16 protein-coding genes and 1 tRNA gene are annotated in these 16,502 nt (G+C 71.8%); 14 read left to right on the top strand and 3 right to left on the bottom strand.

Features of this window, described 5'->3' with window-relative positions; translation table 11 throughout:
* Positions 1-370 precede the first annotated feature (370 nt).
* Together IG05_RS0122550 and IG05_RS0122545 are read left to right on the top strand one after the other, a co-directional pair.
* Positions 371-817, top strand: a complete 447-nt coding sequence (locus IG05_RS0122550) for a hypothetical protein (RefSeq protein ID WP_030345220.1) — start codon at positions 371-373, stop codon at positions 815-817.
* Between the two features lie 9 nt (positions 818-826).
* Positions 827-2,737, top strand: coding sequence for a M64 family metallopeptidase (locus tag IG05_RS0122545; protein ID WP_030345218.1), 1,911 nt, complete (start codon positions 827-829; stop codon positions 2,735-2,737).
* A gap of 480 nt (positions 2,738-3,217) precedes the next feature.
* Here the strand turns inward: IG05_RS0122545 and IG05_RS0122540 are convergent, their stop codons facing one another.
* Positions 3,218-3,439 (bottom strand): hypothetical protein, encoded by a 222-nt coding sequence (locus IG05_RS0122540; protein WP_030345215.1) that lies wholly within the window; start codon positions 3,437-3,439, stop codon positions 3,218-3,220.
* Positions 3,440-3,677: 238 nt separating this feature from the next.
* Here IG05_RS0122540 and IG05_RS47030 point away from each other — a divergent pair, with 238 nt between their 5' ends.
* The 3 genes from IG05_RS47030 to IG05_RS48460 all read left to right on the top strand — a co-directional run bounded on the left by IG05_RS47030 (position 3,678) and on the right by IG05_RS48460 (position 4,589).
* The gene (locus IG05_RS47030) at positions 3,678-3,791 is read left to right on the top strand and encodes an LPXTG cell wall anchor domain-containing protein (RefSeq protein ID WP_107051397.1); all 114 of its coding nucleotides are present in this window, start codon (positions 3,678-3,680) and stop codon (positions 3,789-3,791) included.
* Between the two features lie 239 nt (positions 3,792-4,030).
* On the top strand, positions 4,031-4,153 hold the full coding sequence (locus IG05_RS50645) for a DUF6959 family protein (protein ID WP_420707616.1): 123 nt from the start codon (positions 4,031-4,033) through the stop codon (positions 4,151-4,153).
* A 283-nt stretch (positions 4,154-4,436) separates the two neighbouring features.
* Entirely contained in the window at positions 4,437-4,589 is a 153-nt protein-coding gene (locus IG05_RS48460; RefSeq protein WP_199808365.1) for a hypothetical protein, read from the top strand.
* A gap of 87 nt (positions 4,590-4,676) precedes the next feature.
* Here IG05_RS48460 and IG05_RS0122520 read toward each other — a convergent pair.
* Positions 4,677-4,752: transfer RNA gene (locus IG05_RS0122520), tRNA-Arg, on the bottom strand.
* A gap of 320 nt (positions 4,753-5,072) precedes the next feature.
* Here IG05_RS0122520 and IG05_RS0122515 point away from each other — a divergent pair.
* From IG05_RS0122515 to IG05_RS0122500, 4 genes are all read left to right on the top strand, one after another.
* A complete protein-coding gene (locus IG05_RS0122515; protein ID WP_030345210.1) occupies positions 5,073-6,680 on the top strand; it encodes a dynamin family protein in 1,608 nt (535 codons plus the stop codon).
* A 48-nt stretch (positions 6,681-6,728) separates the two neighbouring features.
* Positions 6,729-9,086, top strand: a complete 2,358-nt coding sequence (locus tag IG05_RS0122510; RefSeq protein WP_420707615.1) for a GTPase — start codon at positions 6,729-6,731, stop codon at positions 9,084-9,086.
* Between the two features lie 466 nt (positions 9,087-9,552).
* A complete protein-coding gene (locus IG05_RS0122505) occupies positions 9,553-10,029 on the top strand; it encodes a single-stranded DNA-binding protein (RefSeq protein ID WP_030345205.1) in 477 nt (158 codons plus the stop codon).
* 289 nt (positions 10,030-10,318) lie between these two features.
* Positions 10,319-11,677, top strand: coding sequence for a Cys-Gln thioester bond-forming surface protein (locus IG05_RS0122500; protein ID WP_030345203.1), 1,359 nt, complete (start codon positions 10,319-10,321; stop codon positions 11,675-11,677).
* A gap of 351 nt (positions 11,678-12,028) precedes the next feature.
* On the opposite strand, the gene IG05_RS0122490 is transcribed toward IG05_RS0122500, so the two are convergent.
* Positions 12,029-12,520, bottom strand: coding sequence for an MSMEG_6728 family protein (locus IG05_RS0122490; protein WP_030345200.1), 492 nt, complete (start codon positions 12,518-12,520; stop codon positions 12,029-12,031).
* A gap of 192 nt (positions 12,521-12,712) precedes the next feature.
* Here IG05_RS0122490 and IG05_RS0122485 point away from each other — a divergent pair, with 192 nt between their 5' ends.
* From IG05_RS0122485 to IG05_RS0122465, 5 genes are all read left to right on the top strand, one after another.
* Positions 12,713-12,988, top strand: a complete 276-nt coding sequence (locus IG05_RS0122485) for a hypothetical protein (RefSeq protein ID WP_030345199.1) — start codon at positions 12,713-12,715, stop codon at positions 12,986-12,988.
* Between the two features lie 13 nt (positions 12,989-13,001).
* The gene (locus tag IG05_RS0122480; protein WP_030345198.1) at positions 13,002-13,451 is read left to right on the top strand and encodes a hypothetical protein; all 450 of its coding nucleotides are present in this window, start codon (positions 13,002-13,004) and stop codon (positions 13,449-13,451) included.
* Between the two features lie 262 nt (positions 13,452-13,713).
* On the top strand, positions 13,714-15,378 hold the full coding sequence (ettA, locus tag IG05_RS0122475; RefSeq protein ID WP_030345197.1) for an energy-dependent translational throttle protein EttA: 1,665 nt from the start codon (positions 13,714-13,716) through the stop codon (positions 15,376-15,378).
* Between the two features lie 6 nt (positions 15,379-15,384).
* Positions 15,385-15,801: an acyl-CoA thioesterase gene (locus IG05_RS0122470; protein ID WP_030345196.1), complete on the top strand. Its 417-nt coding sequence runs from the start codon at positions 15,385-15,387 to the stop codon at positions 15,799-15,801.
* The gene (locus tag IG05_RS0122465) at positions 15,798-16,475 is read left to right on the top strand and encodes a hypothetical protein (protein WP_030345195.1); all 678 of its coding nucleotides are present in this window, start codon (positions 15,798-15,800) and stop codon (positions 16,473-16,475) included. The genes IG05_RS0122470 and IG05_RS0122465 overlap by 4 nt, the downstream gene beginning before the upstream one ends.
* Positions 16,476-16,502 lie beyond the last annotated feature (27 nt).

Here is a 16,502-nt window from a genome sequence, read left to right as displayed (position 1 = left end):
CGACGTGGCGAGGAAGCCGCCGACGACGATGGCCGAGACGGCCGGCACGGAAAGGCGCCCCGCCCGAGACGCACCCGGTCCCGAGCCGGCAAGCGCCCGTGATCGGACAGGGATACCATGGAGACAATCTTAAAGTGTGACAAACGCGCACGGTTCCCCCTGGGAGTCCGGCGCTTTCTCCGGCGACCCCGTCGCGCCGCACCGCGCTCCCCCTCCCGTCGGACCGGCTAAGCCCGTTGTGTGAGCCCTCGTTAGACGGGACGCAGCGCTCCGGTGTGACTTCCCGGCCGTGGGCGCACCGCAGCCTTCCACGGCACCTCACGGACAGGGAACATCTCGGGACATCACAGTCTCCGGGGGAGGAGCCACCATGGCCGGCCCGCAACAGACGCCCACCGCCCGAGCCGTCCGCCTGATCTTCGAGTACGAGGGCGACAACGTCCGACTCGTCTCCCAGCAGCCGGTCGACGCGGTCATCAGCGGCTTCGACGCCCATCCCGAGGTACGTCCCGGCAATTTCGTCGAGACACGCGACGACAAGGGGCGGCGCCTCGCCCGCGTCCCCGCACGCGGCGCCTTCCGGGAGAGCGCCGAGGTCTTCCCCGAAGACCACTCCGAACCGATCACCCGGGTCGACGTCGAGGCACACGGTGCCTTCACCGTCCTCCTCCCCGCACCGGACGAGGCCGCACAGGTCGCCGTGGTCCGCGTCGCCCCCGCGGCCCCCGAGGCGCGATTCGCCCCCGGAGGCGCGACGAGTCCGCCGCCCGGCGCGACGCAGGACGTCGACCTCGCCACCTTCCGGCTCGAACGCTGAGGGGCCGGGATGACCACCTCCGACGGCACCGTCCAGGGCCGCACCCAGATCTTCGGCTCCGCACCCCGCAACCGCGCCTTCACCATCGTGCTGCTGGGCGACGGCTTCACCGCCGCGCAGCAGACCGACTTCAACACCGCCTGCAAGGACTTCGTCAACGCACTGACCGCGACCGCGCCCTACAACGAACTGGGGCCGGCCATCAACATCTGGCGGGTCAACGTCACCTCCACCGACCCGGGCGCCGACGACCCCGTGGGCGCCGGGGGCACCGGCGCGACGGCCCGCACCTACTTCGACTCCACGTTCGGCGCGAACGGCGTCCGGCGGCTGCTGGTGTGCAACAACTCCACGGTCCTGCAGACGGCCGCGGCCCAGGTGCCGGAGTTCTCCGTCGCCATCGTCGTGGTGAACTCCACGGTCTACGGCGGAAGCGGCGGCTCGGTCGGCACGTACTCCCTCGCGAACGGCGCGACCGAGATCGCCATCCACGAGGTCGGGCACACGGCGTACGGGCTGGCGGACGAGTACGCGTACTACGCCGGCGGCAACGAGACCGGGCACGACCACCACCCGGCGGGGGAGCCGGGCGAGCCGAACGTCACGCTGAACACCAACCGCGCCACCCTGAAGTGGGGTTGGGCGGTCGCCGCGAGCACGGCCCTGCCCACCATGAGCAACCCCGGCTGCTCGACGGTGGACACACGGCCCAGCCCGGTACCCGCCGGCACGGTCGGCCTCTTCGAAGGCGCGCACTACTACCACTGCGGCGCCTACCGGCCCGAGTACACCTGCAAGATGCGGGAGTTGGGGGTCCCGTTCTGCCGGGTGTGCCGACAGGTGATCTGGAACCGGATCGGTCCCCTCGCCACCCTGCCCGCCCGTGACCGCACACCGATCAGCGTCGTCGCCCGCTACCCCGAGCACCTGGACGTCTTCGCCGTGGCCGCGGACGGGCGCACCATGTCCGACTGGTGGGACGCGAGCAGCGGTTGGGCCGGGTGGTTCCAGGTCTCCGGGGGCTTCGCCTCTCCCGGCGGCACGGGCGCGCCGGTCACCTCGATCGCACGCTACGCCGGCCACCTCGACCTGTTCGTCGTCGGCACCGACAACCGGATCTGGAGCACCTGGTGGGACCAGTCGACCGGCTGGGCGAGCTGGTTCCGGGTCGGCAGCCTGGTCGCGCGCCCCGGTTCGACGGTCAACGTCGTCAGCCGGTACTCCGACCACCTGGACCTGTTCACCACGGCGTCCGACGGCCGGACCATGTCGACGTGGTGGGACGCCCGTACCGGCTGGGCGTCCGACTGGTTCCAGATCAGCGGCGGTGTCGCGGCGAACGGCGCCACCGTCACGGCCGTGGCGCGCTACCCCTTCCACCTCGACGTCTTCACGGTGGGCACGGACAACCGCGTCTACAGCGCCTGGTGGGACGAGCGCTCCGGCTGGTCGACGTGGTTCCCCCTGCCGGGCATCACCTGCCGGCCCGACGCCACCGTCACGGCCGTCGCCCGCCACCGCGACCACCTGGACCTGTTCACCACGGCGTCCGACGGAAAGATCATGTCGACGTGGTGGGACGCGCGCAGCGGCTGGGCGGGGTGGTTCCAGGTGTCCGGGGGCGTCGCGTCGGCGGGCTCACCGGTCACGGCCGTGGTGCGCTACACGAACCACATGGACCTGTTCGTGGTCGGCACCGACAACCGGATCTACTCCACCTGGTGGCACGACACCACGGGCTGGGCGGCGTGGTTCAACGTGTCCGGCGGTGTTGCCAAGCCCGGCAGCCAGATCGCCGCACTGACCCGGGTCACCGAGCACCTGGACCTGTTCGCGGTCGGCACGGACGGAACCGTCTACAGCACGTGGTGGGACGCGTCGGGCGGCTGGGCCGGCTGGTTCCAGCTCGGCATCACCTGAGATCCCGGCGCCGGCCGGAGCCCCGGCGCCTGCCCTTGCTCACCAAGGGGGGCGTCCGGGGCTCACGCGTGCCGGGCTGCGCGCAGGGCAGCCACCCGTGCGGGCTTGCTCGTGTGCCGGGCTGTGCGGGCTTGCTCGTGTGCCGGTGGCGGGCCGGTACCTCCGCCGACGGGGGCGGGGCGCGCCACTCACGGGCCTGCCCCGCCTCGGATCAGGCGAGCCGGCGGCGCTGAGCCGTGCCCGGCGCCACCGTCACTCGTGGAGGCAGGCCGCCTGTGCGTCCTCAAGCGGCCAGGTCTCCTCTTCCCCGAAGTCGGGGGCCTGGAAGGGGTTGGTCGCCGGCGCGGGCGACGTAGCGGCGGCGGCGCGGCGCGGCTGGCCTTCCGGGGCGGAGAACAGCGATGTCAGATCGATGGGAGGGCTCTCTTTCGTTGCAGGTCCCCGCAGGGTCCTGGTGTGCCGTGACCGGGCACAGCGGTTCTACAGCTTGGTCATCTTGGCGTACGGGCTCAGGACCCGCACCTGGACCGAACCGAAATCCACGAGCGCCGCGACACCTTCCTCGATGCCGATCACCCGGCCGAGGCCGTACATGTCGTGCGTGACCTGATCACCCATGGCGAAGTGCTTGGGGGCCGGTGGAACCGGGGCCTTGAAGGGGCTGGTGGGCAGATGACGCTTCGGCGCAGCAGGCTTTGTCATGGCTCAGTATGAGCCTATTCGCGCGCCCTTTGCTGTGGCCGTGGGCACAGATCCACACGAGACGACCCACCCCAAGCCCCTGACCTGCGCTTTCCCAACCGGCAGAGACCAAACTGGAACGCAGCCGAGCGAGCCCCCAAGCTGACGCACCCCCCACCCACCCTCGAACAGAGCCGGCATCACCTCGATCCCGGACGGCCTTCGCCTGCGCGGGACCGTCCCGGGTATCCGTCGGAGCATGCATGCTCTCGTGGCCTACCGCTCGTACGACGCCACCGTCACGGTGTGGGCGTTCGTCGTCGGCATCCTCATCGTGCTCGTGGCGGGCTGGTACATCCGGCGCCGCAGGTAGACCGACGCTTGGTACCGGCCGGGCATCTGGCACGTCCGGCCACTCGGGCTGAGAGTCTGGTCCGTGACTGATGACAAGATCGTCGAGGCGCTGCGGATCGCAGCCCGGGCGGGGACTTCGCCGCCGCCCGCAGCACCGGTCTCTTCCTCACCGAGGTCGGCAGCGCACTGGTGGCCTGCGCCGGCTGGCCGCTGCCGCTGGCCGTCAGGGAGCCGCCGCCTCAGGAGTTCCGCCGTTGACTGCGAGCGTGGCGACCTGGCGAGGCCCAGGACTCGGCCGACCTGCTCTTGATGAGCCTCGACGCCCTGCTGGCGCGCTACGCCGATGTCTTGCAGGAGCACGAGATCCCTCGGCCCTGCTGAGCGGCGGGGTCTGCCTGCGGCTGGGCCACTGTCGTCCAGACTCCGCGGGTACCGCGTCCGCGGGCCTGCCGGCCGCGGACGTCAGGCGTCTCCTCACCGAGGTGGACGACGACCGTCCAGGTGACGCGTACGTCCGCGCCCTCCGCTGGGCCGACGTCGACCCGGAGAACGGCTCGTTGGAGATCCATGGAGCCGTGGAACCTCAACCGGCACTTCTCCCCGATCCGCGAGCGGCCGGGCTTGGACATCCGCTGTCACGAATCTCCGGCACCCCCACGTGCCCTTGCTGCTGGGCATCGGTATCCCGCCGTACGCCGTCCGGGACATTGTCGGGCACAGTGCGCTGGAGGTGACCATGCACGGCTACGCGCATGCCGACATGACCGAGAAGCGGACCGCCTTTGCTCGGCCGGGAAGCCTGCCGGCACAAGCGTGACGGGGCCGTTGCCGTCAGCGTTGCCGCCAGAGAGACGAAACGCCCTGGAGGGAAGCTGCCCTCCGGGGCGTTTTTGCAGGTGGGAGATGGCGCCCCCGGCAGGACTCGAACCTGCGGCCAAGCGCTTAGAAGGCGCCTGCTCTATCCACTGAGCTACGGGGGCCGGTGGGGTGGCCTCGTGTGCGGTGCCCTGGGGTGGGCTGATCCGTGACGTTGCCGGGGTCAAGGATAGGGCTCCCGGTTCCTTGACCCTGTCGCTTCGCCTCCGTGGCTCGATGTGGAGGTTCGGTGAAGCGGTCCTGATAATCGCAGGCAGGTACGAATCGTGCACCGCTTTTGGCGTCCGACGCACCGGGTGTTGTGCACTCGTTATGCCTGGCCTGTGCCCATGTCCTGGTCGTCCCTTCCGCCCGTTCTGTTCCGTCGGCGCGCAGACATGTCCATATGCTTCAGAATTCCCCTAAAATTGGGCATTCTTCGCATGTGGTGACCTTGGACGTACGGCCTCAGCTGCTCGACACACTCTCCGCTCTGCGCGACCGTGTCGCCGCCGCACGCTTTCCGCTGCCCCTCGCGGGGGCGCCACGTGCGCGTGCCAATCGCGACGAACTCCTTGCGCAGCTCGACGACTATCTCGTGCCCCGACTACGGGAGCCCGAGGCGCCGTTGCTGGCCGTCATCGGCGGCTCCACCGGCGCGGGCAAGTCGACGCTCGTCAACTCCCTCGTGGGCCGGCGCGTGAGCGAGGCCGGTGTACTCCGGCCGACCACCCGGACGCCGGTGCTGGTCTGCCATCCGGAGGATCACCACTGGTTCAGCGGCATGCGCGTGCTCCCTCAGCTCACCCGCGTGTGGGTACCGCACCAGGACCCCGCCGACGAACTGGTGATCTCCGAGGAGGAACCCGCGCGCGTGCTGCGCGTCGAGACCGCCGACACCCTCCCGCGCGGGCTCGCCCTCCTCGACGCCCCCGACGTCGACTCGCTGATCGCCGACAACCGCGTCCTCGCCGCGGAACTGATCTGCGCCGCCGACATCTGGATCATGGTCACCACGGCCGCCCGCTACGCCGATGCCGTCCCCTGGCACCTGCTGCGCACCGCCAAGGAGTACGACGCGACCCTCGTCACCGTCCTGGACCGGGTGCCCCACCAGGTCGTCTCCGAGGTCTCCCGGCAGTACGGCGCGCTGCTCACCAAGGCCGGGCTCGGCGACGTACCCCGCTTCACCGTGCCCGAGCTGCCCGAGTCGGCCTGGGGCGCCGGCCTCCTCCCCGCCACCGCGGTCGCGCCCCTGAAGAGCTGGCTCGTGCAGCACGCCCAGGACCCCGCCGCCCGGCAGCACGTCATGGCCCGTACGGCCTACGGCGTCCTCGACTCACTCAAGGCCCGCATGCCCGAGCTGGCCAGCGCCGCCGCCGCCCAGTACGCGGCGGCCCTCCGGCTCACCTCCGCCGTGGAGGCCGCCTACGACAAGGAGCACGCGCGCGTGCGGGCCCGCCTCCAGGCCGGCGCCGTACTCGCCGGGGACGCCCTCAAACGCTGGCGCGCCTTCCCCCTGGACTGCACCGCCGGGGAACTCCTGGACGCCCTCGTGGAAAGCCTGGCCGCGCTGTTGCTCTGCGCGGTCACCGCCGCCGACGAGCGCGTCGACGACGCCTGGCGGCGCGAGCCCGCCGCCGACGCCCCGGAACTCGCCGGGCGCGAGGTGTCCCTGGAGCGGTCAGAGCACCGTATCGGGCTCGCGGTCCGGCGCTGGCGGCGCGAGCTGGAGGAGTACGCCGAGGACGAGGTACGGGTCCTGGAGCGCACCGGCGCGCCCGATCCCGAGGTGGTCGCCGCGCTGGTCGCCACGGCCGTACTGGGCGGCCGCCGGGCCCGTACCGCGGGCGAGGGGCTCGCCGAACGGCTCGGCGCCCACGGCGTGCTGCGGCTGCGCGACCGCGCCGGGCGGCTGCTCGTCGAGCACGTGGACCGTGTCATGCGCGCCGAACGCGAGCGGCGTCTCGCTCCGTTGGACGCCCTGGACGTCCATCCCGAGCCCCAGGCCCAACTCATCGCCGCGCTGTCCGTACTGCAGAAGGAGAGGTGACCGGTGACCGCCCTCACTGACCAGGATCACACGGATCACACCGAGCACATGAGGCGCATGAACCACGGCGGCGAGAACGGTGACGGCGGCGGGGCCACGGAGCTCGGCAGGCACACCGATCACGCAAGTCACGCTGATGGCGTGAATCACGGTGGTCACGAGCATCGCGTGGGTCACGAGCGTCCCGAGGGTCGCGCGGACCACGCCGGTTCGGGTGCCGTTCCCGCCGGCGGCGCCCGCTCCGACGGCGAGGACGCGGACAAGCACACAGGCGGGGGCGTGGACACGGACGCGGGCAAGGCGAAGAAGGAACAGGGCGACGAGGGCCCGGGGGACGGGACCGAGGCCGGTGACGGCAGCCGCACGGACGCCGTCGGCGGGCGTCCCGCGCGCGTGCGGGACGGCAAGGACGACAACGACCGCCACGCGCGCGCGAAGGATGACAACGAGCGCCCCGCGCGCGGGACCCGTGCCGAGGAGGGCGGTATCTCCGTCCCCCGGCCGCACGCCCACCCCTCCAAGCCCCGCCCCACGGCCGACGCGGCACCCGCCAGGACGGAGGCCGTACCCGTCGGGACGGAGGCCGTACCCGCCAGGACCGGGGGCACGTCCGCCACGGCCGAAGCCCCGTCCGCGAACATGGACGGCGCGCCCGCCAAGACCGACGCCGGCTCCGAGTCCTCCTCGGAGAAATGGGACGACGGGCTCATCGCGCGGCGCGTCACCGAGGCCAACGCCGCCGCCCTCGCCGCCGACCGCGCCTCCGCCGGGGAACCGGCGCACCGCGGACCGGGCAGCCACGCCCCGGCCCCGCTGGCGTACGACGGCCCGCTGCGCTCCCGCCTGGACGCTCTGCGCGAGCTCGTCGGGCTCTCCCGCACCCGCCTGGACAGCCGTACCCTCGCCGAGGCGGGCCGGGTCCTGGACGAGGCCGCCGCGCGCCGCAAGCTCTCCGGCCGGCACACCGTCGTCGCCCTCGCAGGCGCCACCGGCAGCGGCAAGTCCCAGCTGTTCAACACGCTCGCCGGCGTGCCGATCTCGGAGACCGGCGTACGACGGCCGACCACGGCCGCGCCCATCGCGTGCAGCTGGAGCGACGGCGCGGCCGGTCTCATCGACCGGCTGGGCATCCCGGGCCGGCTGCGCCGCCGCCCGCTGCACGGCCCGGACGTCGAGGGGCAGTTGCGCGGGCTGGTCCTGGTCGACCTGCCCGACCACGACTCCGCCGCCGTGCAGCACCGCGAACAGGTCGACCGGATCCTGAAGCTGGTCGACGCGGTCATCTGGGTGGTCGACCCCGAGAAGTACGCGGACGCCGTCCTGCACGAGCGCTACCTGCGCCCGATGGCGGGTCACGCGGAGATCATGTTCATCGTCCTCAACCAGGTGGACCGGCTGCCCGGGGACGCCGCCGACCAGGTCCTGGACGATCTGCGGCGGCTGCTCGACGAGGACGGCATCGCGCTCGGCGAGCACGGCGAACCGGGTGCCACCGTGCTCGCGCTGTCCGCGCTCACCGGCGACGGCGTCGGCGATCTGCGCGAGGCGCTCGGCCAGTTCGTGGCGGAGCGCGGGGCCGCGGTCCGCCGGGTGGCGGCCGACGTGGACGGCGCCGCGGCCGAACTGCGGCCCGTCTACGCCACCGGCCGGCGGGCCGGCCTGAGCGAGGAGGCGCGCGAGGAGTTCGCCGGGCGGCTCGCGGACGCGGTGGGCGCCACCGCGGCGGGCGAGGCAGCGGAGCGCGCCTGGCTGCGCAACGCCAACCGGGCCTGCGGCACGCCTTGGCTGCGGCTGTGGCGCTGGTACCAGGGCCGGAGCGACTCCGCGACGGGCCGCCACGCCGTACGCGCCCAGGCCGACGAGGAGGCCACGGCCCGTCAGCGCGTCGAACAGGCGGTCCGTACGGTGTCCGACCGGGCCTCGGCCGGGCTGCCCGCGCCCTGGGCCCAAGCGGTGCGCGAGGCCGCCGTACGCGGCTCCCACGGGCTCTCCGAGGCGCTGGACGACCTGGCGGCACGTGCCGGGCTGCCGCCGGGGCGCCCGCCGCGGCCCGGCTGGTGGCCGGTTGCCGTACTGGTCCAGGCCGCGATGACCCTGCTGCAGGTCGCGGGCGGCGCGTGGCTGGCGGCGCAGATCGCCGGGGTGACGGCACCCAACCTGGGGGTTCCGGTGCTGCTGATGGTGTGCGGGATCATCGGCGGTCCGCTGGTGGAGTGGGCCTGCCGGATGGCGGCCCGGGGCCCCGCACGGCGCTACGGCCAAGAGGCGGAACGGCGGCTGCGGGAAGCGGCGGCGAGCTGTGGCCGGGCCCGGGTGCTCGATCCGGTGGCGTCGGAACTGCTGCGGTACCGGGAGGTGCGGGAGCAGTACGGCAGGGTCGTGCGGGGCGGGTCCCGGGTGGGCTGAGGCAGGTCCTGGGCGGGCTGAGGCGGCTCCCGGGTGGGCTGAGGCAGGTCCTGGGTGGGCTGAGGCGGCTCCCGGGTGGGCTGAGGCGGGTCCTGGGCGGGCTGAGGCGGGTCCTGGGCGGGCTGAGGCGGGTTCCGGTTGGGCTGAAGCGGGGGCGCCGCGAGCGGGGGAGGGGCACGGGCACGAGGCCGCACGCACCCGTCCGGGTGGCGGAGTTTTCCACAGGTGGGGGATGGTCCACAGCACTCAGCGGGCCCAGCCCGGCGGAGGCAGTCTGAGGTCACGGCGATCGCACGGCGGGTCCGGCCGCGGAAGCGGCGGGCGGTGCGGGCGGTCGCGGGGACGTGCGGGCACGTACGGAAGTCGTACGCGCCGGCACGGCAGACGCAGCCGTACGGGACGGGCCCGTACGCGTGTCCGCCCGGCCGGAACCGGAAGGGGACGGGCGGGGGAGGGGAGCGAGGACATGAACGAGACCATCGTCTGTGTGGTGGGCAACGTGGCGACCCAGCCGGCGTACCGGGAACTGGCGGCGGGGCCGTCGGCCCGGTTCCGGCTCGCGGTGACCGCGCGCTACTGGGACCGGGAGAAGAACGCGTGGACGGACGGGCACACCAACTTCTTCACGGTGTGGGCCAACCGGCAGCTCGCGGTCAACGTCGTCGGGTGCGTGGAGGTGGGACAGCCGGTCGTCGTCCAGGGCCGGCTGAAGGTGCGCACCGAGGTGCGTGAGGGGCAGCAGCAGTGGGCCTCCGCCGACATCGACGCCGTCGCGATCGGCCACGACCTGTCGCGCGGTACGGCGGTCTTCCAACGCGCCGTCAAACCCGAGGCGCCGCCGGCATCCGCCCGGCCCGAGCCGAACTGGGAGGCACCGCGCCCGGCGGATCCGCAGGACGACCGGGCAGGGCAACAGGAGGGAGAAGCAGCGGCGGTGACGTGACGTCAGTCACCGTCACCCCGTTGCCGGAACACACCGTACGAACCGGTGGATTTGTCGATTCGGCCAGCTCAACGAAGGCCCCGGCGATAACGATTGCGGATCGGATCGGCCATCGGATGATCCGACCGCCGGGAGAGGCTCCGGCTGATCCATAGGATGCCGGGCGTGCCCCTAGGGGCTGCCGATTCTGCTGGTGGGACCGTCCCCCACGTCCAACGGGTCCTGCTCGAAGGGGAATTCTGTGCTTGCTGCGCTCTCTGGGTTCTGCCGGTCCACCGGAACGGCCCGCCTGGCCGCCGCCACCACGGTGTCCGGACTCGTGGCGGCCGGCGTGCTGTCCGGCGCCGGTACGGCCGTGGCCGAGGACAGAGCGCAGCCGCAGGGCGGGGCGGCGGCCACGATCAACGGCCTGAAGACCTACGGCGAGGCCGTGATCCACGAGAACGGCGCCGACCAGCGGGTGTCCGCCGGCCTGTTCGAGATGTCCGTGGACGGCGGCGGCACCCTGCAGACCTACTGCGTCGACCTGTACAACCCGACCCAGCGGGACGCCCGCTACCAGGAGACGCCCTGGAGCGGCACCTCGCTGGGCACCAACAAGGACGCGGGCCGGATCCACTGGATCCTGCAGAACTCCTACCCCCAGGTCAACGACCTCGCCGCGCTCGCCCGGCGGGCGGGCACGAGCGGGCTGACCGAGCAGGACGCGGCGGCCGGCACCCAGGTGGCCATCTGGCGCTACTCCGACGGCGCGAAGGTCGACGCCGTCGACCCGCAGGCCGAGAAGCTCGCCGACTACCTGGAGAAGAGCGCCCGGAGCGTCGCCGAGCCGCAGGCCTCGCTCACGCTGGACCCGCCCGCCGTCTCCGGGCGGCCGGGCGACCTGCTCGGACCGGTGACCGTGCACACCAACGCGGGCGCGGTCACGGTGAGCCCGCCGGCGGACGCCGCCACCAGCGGGGTGCGGGTCATCGACAGGACCGGAAAGGTGATCACCTCGGCGAAGGACGGCAGCCAGCTGTTCCTCGACGTCCCCGAGGACGCGGCGGACGGCTCGGCCCAGCTGTCCGTGCAGGCGTCGACCACCGTGCCGGTAGGCCGGGCCTTCGCCTCCGAGAGCCGCAGCCAGACCCAGATCCTGGCCGGCTCCAGCGAGTCCACGGTCTCCGCCACCGCCACGGCCGGCTGGGCGGCCGAGGGTGCCATACCGGCTGTCTCGGCCCGCAACAACTGCGCCGAGGGCGGAGTGGACATCACCACGGTCAACAAGGGTGACGCGCCGTTCACCTTCACCCTGATGGGCGCCGAGCACACGATCCCCGCGGGCGCGTCCCGCACGGTGACCGTGCCGCTCCAGGAGGACCAGGCCTACGACTTCACCATCACCGGCCCGCACGGCTTCAGCCACCGCTTCACCGGCGTCCTGGACTGCAAGACCCAGGGGTCGCTGACGACGGAGACGGCCCAGCTGCGCAACGACCCCAGCCCCGCCACGGTGGGCGGCAGCCCGGTCCCCGACACCAACCTGGCCGCGACCGGCGGCTCCGCGATCACCCCCCTGATCGCGGGCGTGGCCATCGGCTTCGTGGTCATCGGCGGCGCGGTGCTGATCGTGCTGCGCCGCAGGGAGAACCCGGCCGGCGAGTGAACCGGGGCCGCCGCGGCCTCCCGAGCCCCGCGGCCGAGGCCGGCGCGGCGGTGCCCGGCCACGCGGTGAGTGCGGCGAAGTAGGCGTCCGCGAGGCGCTCGGCCGGGTCGACGCGATGCGGGAGCGACGGTCCCGGGACGCCCGGCGACGGCTCGGAGGCGGTTCAGGGCGCCGGTCTCGTCGCCGACCCGGACGAACGGCCGGCGGCCGGCCCGGTCCACGGAGCGAGCCGGTCCGGCAGCGGGTTCCCCCGGTGGCCGAGGGGCGCACCGCAGTGAGCGCCGGCCGGAGATCCGAACGGGACGAGCGGACCGTCGGCGTCGAAGAGCAGGGGAGGCCCCGCCGTACCGGTCACGGCGGCACGGCGCCCCGCTGGTTTCCTCCGCGGTCCGACGTCGGCCAGGTGTAGGGCAGGTCGTCCGGCACGTCGGGGAAGAGCGGCGCGTAGGTGTCGGGGTCCTTGCGCACCAGCGCCGACCGGTGGCTGCGGTGGAACGCCTCGTCGCCGAGCCACGGCGGCAGTTCCCCGGCCTCCGCCAGCGGCCCTTGGTGGCGGACCGACGCACCGGGCCGGAAGGCGAGGAGATCGGCGACCAGGGTGGCCGCGCAACTGTCCTGATGGCCGCCTTCACGCCACACCTTGCAGACTTCGAGGCCGTAGCGGACCAGAGCCTCCTCGTATCCCGCCCACATGCGCACCGCCGGGTGATGGCGCCATCCGTAACCCGGTACGACGAGGCCGCGAAGTACTTGCAATGCTTCGACCCGCTGCTTTCCGAGTCGCCGACGATCCAGGGCGAGAGCCGAGGACCTGAAGTCGGAATAAGGCAGGAAAGTCTGCATGCGGTCACCCCTGTCAACCGGGGATGAAATCCAAGAATACGGGAGTACTCCGCCGGGCGCCAACGCAGTCTCCCGCAGCACGTTGAACCGGAAAATAAAAAGACCCGCGAATTTTCCAGGAGCCCGGGTGTGGCTCAAAGGATATGGGAACCCAGGTGTGAACAGCGCATCGCTTCCTACCGGGAGAGCACGATGATCGTCAAGAAAATGCACGAGATGGGCGTCCGCAGCGAGCACGCCTACCTGGCCGGTTTCGCCTCGATCGGCCTCACCGTCGTCGCCTGGGCGACCAGCCTGAAGGCGGAGCGCGGCACGGGGCTCGACCGGGCCGACCGGTGGGGCCTCTTCGTGGGCGAGTGGGCTCCCACGTTCTTCGGCCTGGGCCTCGCCCTGTCCCATTACGAACAGCAGGACGGCACACTGACGGCCAGCGTCCACGAATTCCCGGAACACAGGATGGCCGGGTGAAAACCGCAAGATCATGAATGCCGACAGCGGCGGCCCCGACCGCGCGCACCAGCGTCCCGACGGCCTCAGCGATACGTTGCTCCAAGCCCTCGGATCACTTTCGAAGGCATTGGAGACGACGGAACGCGCGCGCGGTCATCTCTACAGTTTCCACCAGCTGACCGGAACCGCCGATCTGGAACTGGACCGGGCGATACAGCTCCTGCGGGAAGCCGGCCAGTCCGCGTGGGCCGACAAGGTACAGGCGGAAATCATGGGCCGCAACGTCATCCCGGGGCATTGGACGTTCCAGATCATCGAGGCCTACAACGACACGTATTACCAGCCGTTCAAAGACCTCGAACATGCCGCGGTGGAAGAACTGGCCGACGGCCGGGACCATCTCTACGAGGCGGGGATGAAGGAGGCCCGCCGCACGGCCGGCCATCCCGACCACACCGCCCGCCCCGACACCGCCCCCTGACCGCGGGGCGCCCCCTTCACGGGCCGCCGCGCAGCGATCGGCTTCTCCCAGCTCCCGCGCAGTGTCCGCCAGGTCCCGGGCCGTGCGAGGGTGACCGAGGCGGACCGACGATGACCGACTGTGACGGACGGGCCGTAGCCCGCCGCAGCGAAACCCCAGGTCAGGGCCCTCACGCCTGACGCGTTTCCGCACAGGGGTGGCCGTACGGCAAGATGGGGTGTATCTGCCCACTGCCAGATTTCAAGCTGCCGGACGGTTTCTCTTGGCTGAGTACATCTACACCATGCGCAAGGCGCGCAAAGCGCACGGCGACAAGGTGATCCTCGACGACGTCACCCTGAGCTTCCTGCCGGGGGCGAAGATCGGCGTCGTCGGGCCGAACGGCGCGGGTAAGTCGACCGTCCTGCAGATCATGGCGGGACTGCAGCAGCCGTCCAACGGTGACGCCTTCCTGTCGCCGGGCTACAGCGTGGGCATCCTGCTGCAGGAGCCGCCGCTGAACGAGGAGAAGACCGTCCTGGAGAACGTCCAGGAGGGTGTCGCCGAGATCAAGGGCAAGCTCGACCGGTTCAACGAGATCGCCGAGCTGATGGCGACCGACTACTCCGACGCGCTGCTCGACGAGATGGGCAAGCTGCAGGAGCAGCTCGACCACGCCAACGCCTGGGACCTCGACGCCCAGCTGGAGCAGGCCATGGACGCCCTGGGCTGCCCGCCCGGCGACTGGCCCGTCACCAACCTCTCCGGTGGTGAGAAGCGCCGCGTCGCGCTGTGCAAGCTGCTGCTGGAGCAGCCCGACCTGCTGCTCCTCGACGAGCCCACCAACCACCTCGACGCCGAGTCGGTGAACTGGCTGGAGCAGCACCTCGCCAAGTACCCGGGAACCGTGGTCGCGATCACCCACGACCGGTACTTCCTGGACAACGTGGCCGAGTGGATCCTGGAGCTCGACCGCGGCCGCGCCTACCCGTACGAGGGCAACTACTCCACCTACCTGGAGACCAAGGCGACCCGCCTCAAGGTCGAGGGCCAGAAGGACGCCAAGCGGCAGAAGCGGCTCAAGGAGGAGCTGGACTGGGTCCGCTCCAACGCCAAGGGGCGCCAGGCCAAGTCCAAGGCCCGCCTCGCGCGGTACGAGGAGATGGCCGCCGAGGCCGAGAAGATGCGGAAGCTGGACTTCGAGGAGATCCAGATCCCGCCGGGCCCCCGCCTGGGCAGCGTCGTGGTCGAGGTCAACGACCTGCACAAGGGCTTCGGGGAGAAGATCCTCGTCGACGGCCTGTCGTTCACGCTGCCGCGCAACGGCATCGTCGGTGTGATCGGCCCGAACGGTGCCGGCAAGACCACCCTGTTCAAGATGATCCAGGGCCTGGAGACGCCGGACTCCGGTGACATCAAGGTCGGCGAGACCGTCAAGATCTCGTACGTCGACCAGAGCCGCGAGAACATCGACCCGAAGAAGACGCTGTGGGAGGTCGTCTCCGACGGCCTGGACTACATCAACGTCGGCCAGGTCGAGATGCCGAGCCGGGCGTACGTGTCCGCGTTCGGCTTCAAGGGCCCGGACCAGCAGAAGCCGGCCGGCGTGCTCTCCGGCGGTGAGCGCAACCGGCTCAACCTGGCGCTGACCCTGAAGCAGGGCGGCAACCTGCTGCTCCTCGACGAGCCCACCAACGACCTCGACGTCGAGACGCTCTCCAGCCTGGAGAACGCGCTGCTGGACTTCCCCGGCTGCGCCGTCGTCGTCTCCCACGACCGGTGGTTCCTCGACCGAGTCGCGACGCACATCCTCGCCTACGAGGGTGAGTCGAAGTGGTTCTGGTTCGAGGGCAACTTCGAGTCCTACGAGAAGAACAAGATCGAGCGGCTCGGTCCGGACGCCGCGCGTCCGCACCGCGCCACCTACAAGAAGCTGACCCGGGGCTGATCGATCTTGCGGCACCTCTACCGCTGCCCGCTGCGCTGGGCGGACATGGACGCCTACGGCCACGTCAACAACGTGGTGTTCCTCCGTTACCTGGAGGAAGCCCGTATCGACTTCCTGTTCCGTCCGGAGAAGGACTTCAAGCAGGGGTCGGTGGTGGCGCGCCACGAGATCGACTACAAGCGGCAGCTCGTGCACCGGCACCACCCGGTGGACATCGAGCTGTGGGTCTCCGAGATCCGGGCCGCGTCCTTCACCCTCACCTACGAGGTGAAGGACGAGGATCTCGTGTACGTGCGGGCCTCGACGGTCGTCGTGCCGTTCGACTTCGAGGCCCAGCGGCCCCGCCGGATCACCGCCGAGGAGCGCGCGTTCCTGGAGGAGTACCGGGACGGGGCCGACAAGACGGAGGCCGTCGCGGCATGACGGTGCTGCACCTGGCCGACGAGACGGAGGCGGCGGACCTCGCCGCCTTCCTCTCCCGGCTGCTCCACTACGACCGCGGGGCCGCGGTGCGGCTGCAGGCGGCCGGCACCGCCCTCGCCGTCTTCGGCCGGCCGCCGTCCTTCGAGGTGCTGGCCGTCCGCGCGGTACGGCTGGCGAAGCCGTACGAGGACGGGCTGGACGTCGCCCTCGACGTGACCGTCTCCGCCGGTGAGTTCCTGGAGTCCGTGGACGAGCGGGCGGCCACCGCCGCCGTCCCCGGCGCGGTCACCGGACCGCCGTGGGCCGGGCTGCTGCCGCCGCGTACCGGCTGGCAGCCGGAGCCCGGGCTGCCCGCGCCGGACGCGCTGCGCGCGACGGTCGCCGCCGCGGTGGCCGAGTTCCGCTCCCGTACCGAGGAGCTGGCGCCCGAGGGCCGTACCCGCGCGGAGCTGGACCGGATCGGGCGGGACATCTGGTCCCGGGAGATCAGGGGCACCCGGCTGCCGGTGCGGGCCGTGCACGCGGCCCAGTCCCTGGGGTTCCTGCGGCCCGGGACCGGTCCGGGCGACACCGGACTGTTCTCCTCCGGGACGTGGCTGCGGCTGCGCACGCCGTACGGGTCGGTGCTGGTACGGCAGGCAGGGCTCGGCTCCTTCGGGCTGAGCGTGCGCTGAGCCGGCGTCCCAGGTGCCTTCAGGCAC

The sequence above is a fragment of the Streptomyces sp. NRRL S-1022 genome (genome assembly GCF_000720135.1).
Taxonomy (GTDB): Bacteria; Actinomycetota; Actinomycetes; order Streptomycetales; family Streptomycetaceae; genus Streptomyces.
The sequence above is the reverse complement of the archived record's forward strand: the minus strand, read 5'-3'. Positions and strand labels throughout refer to the sequence as shown.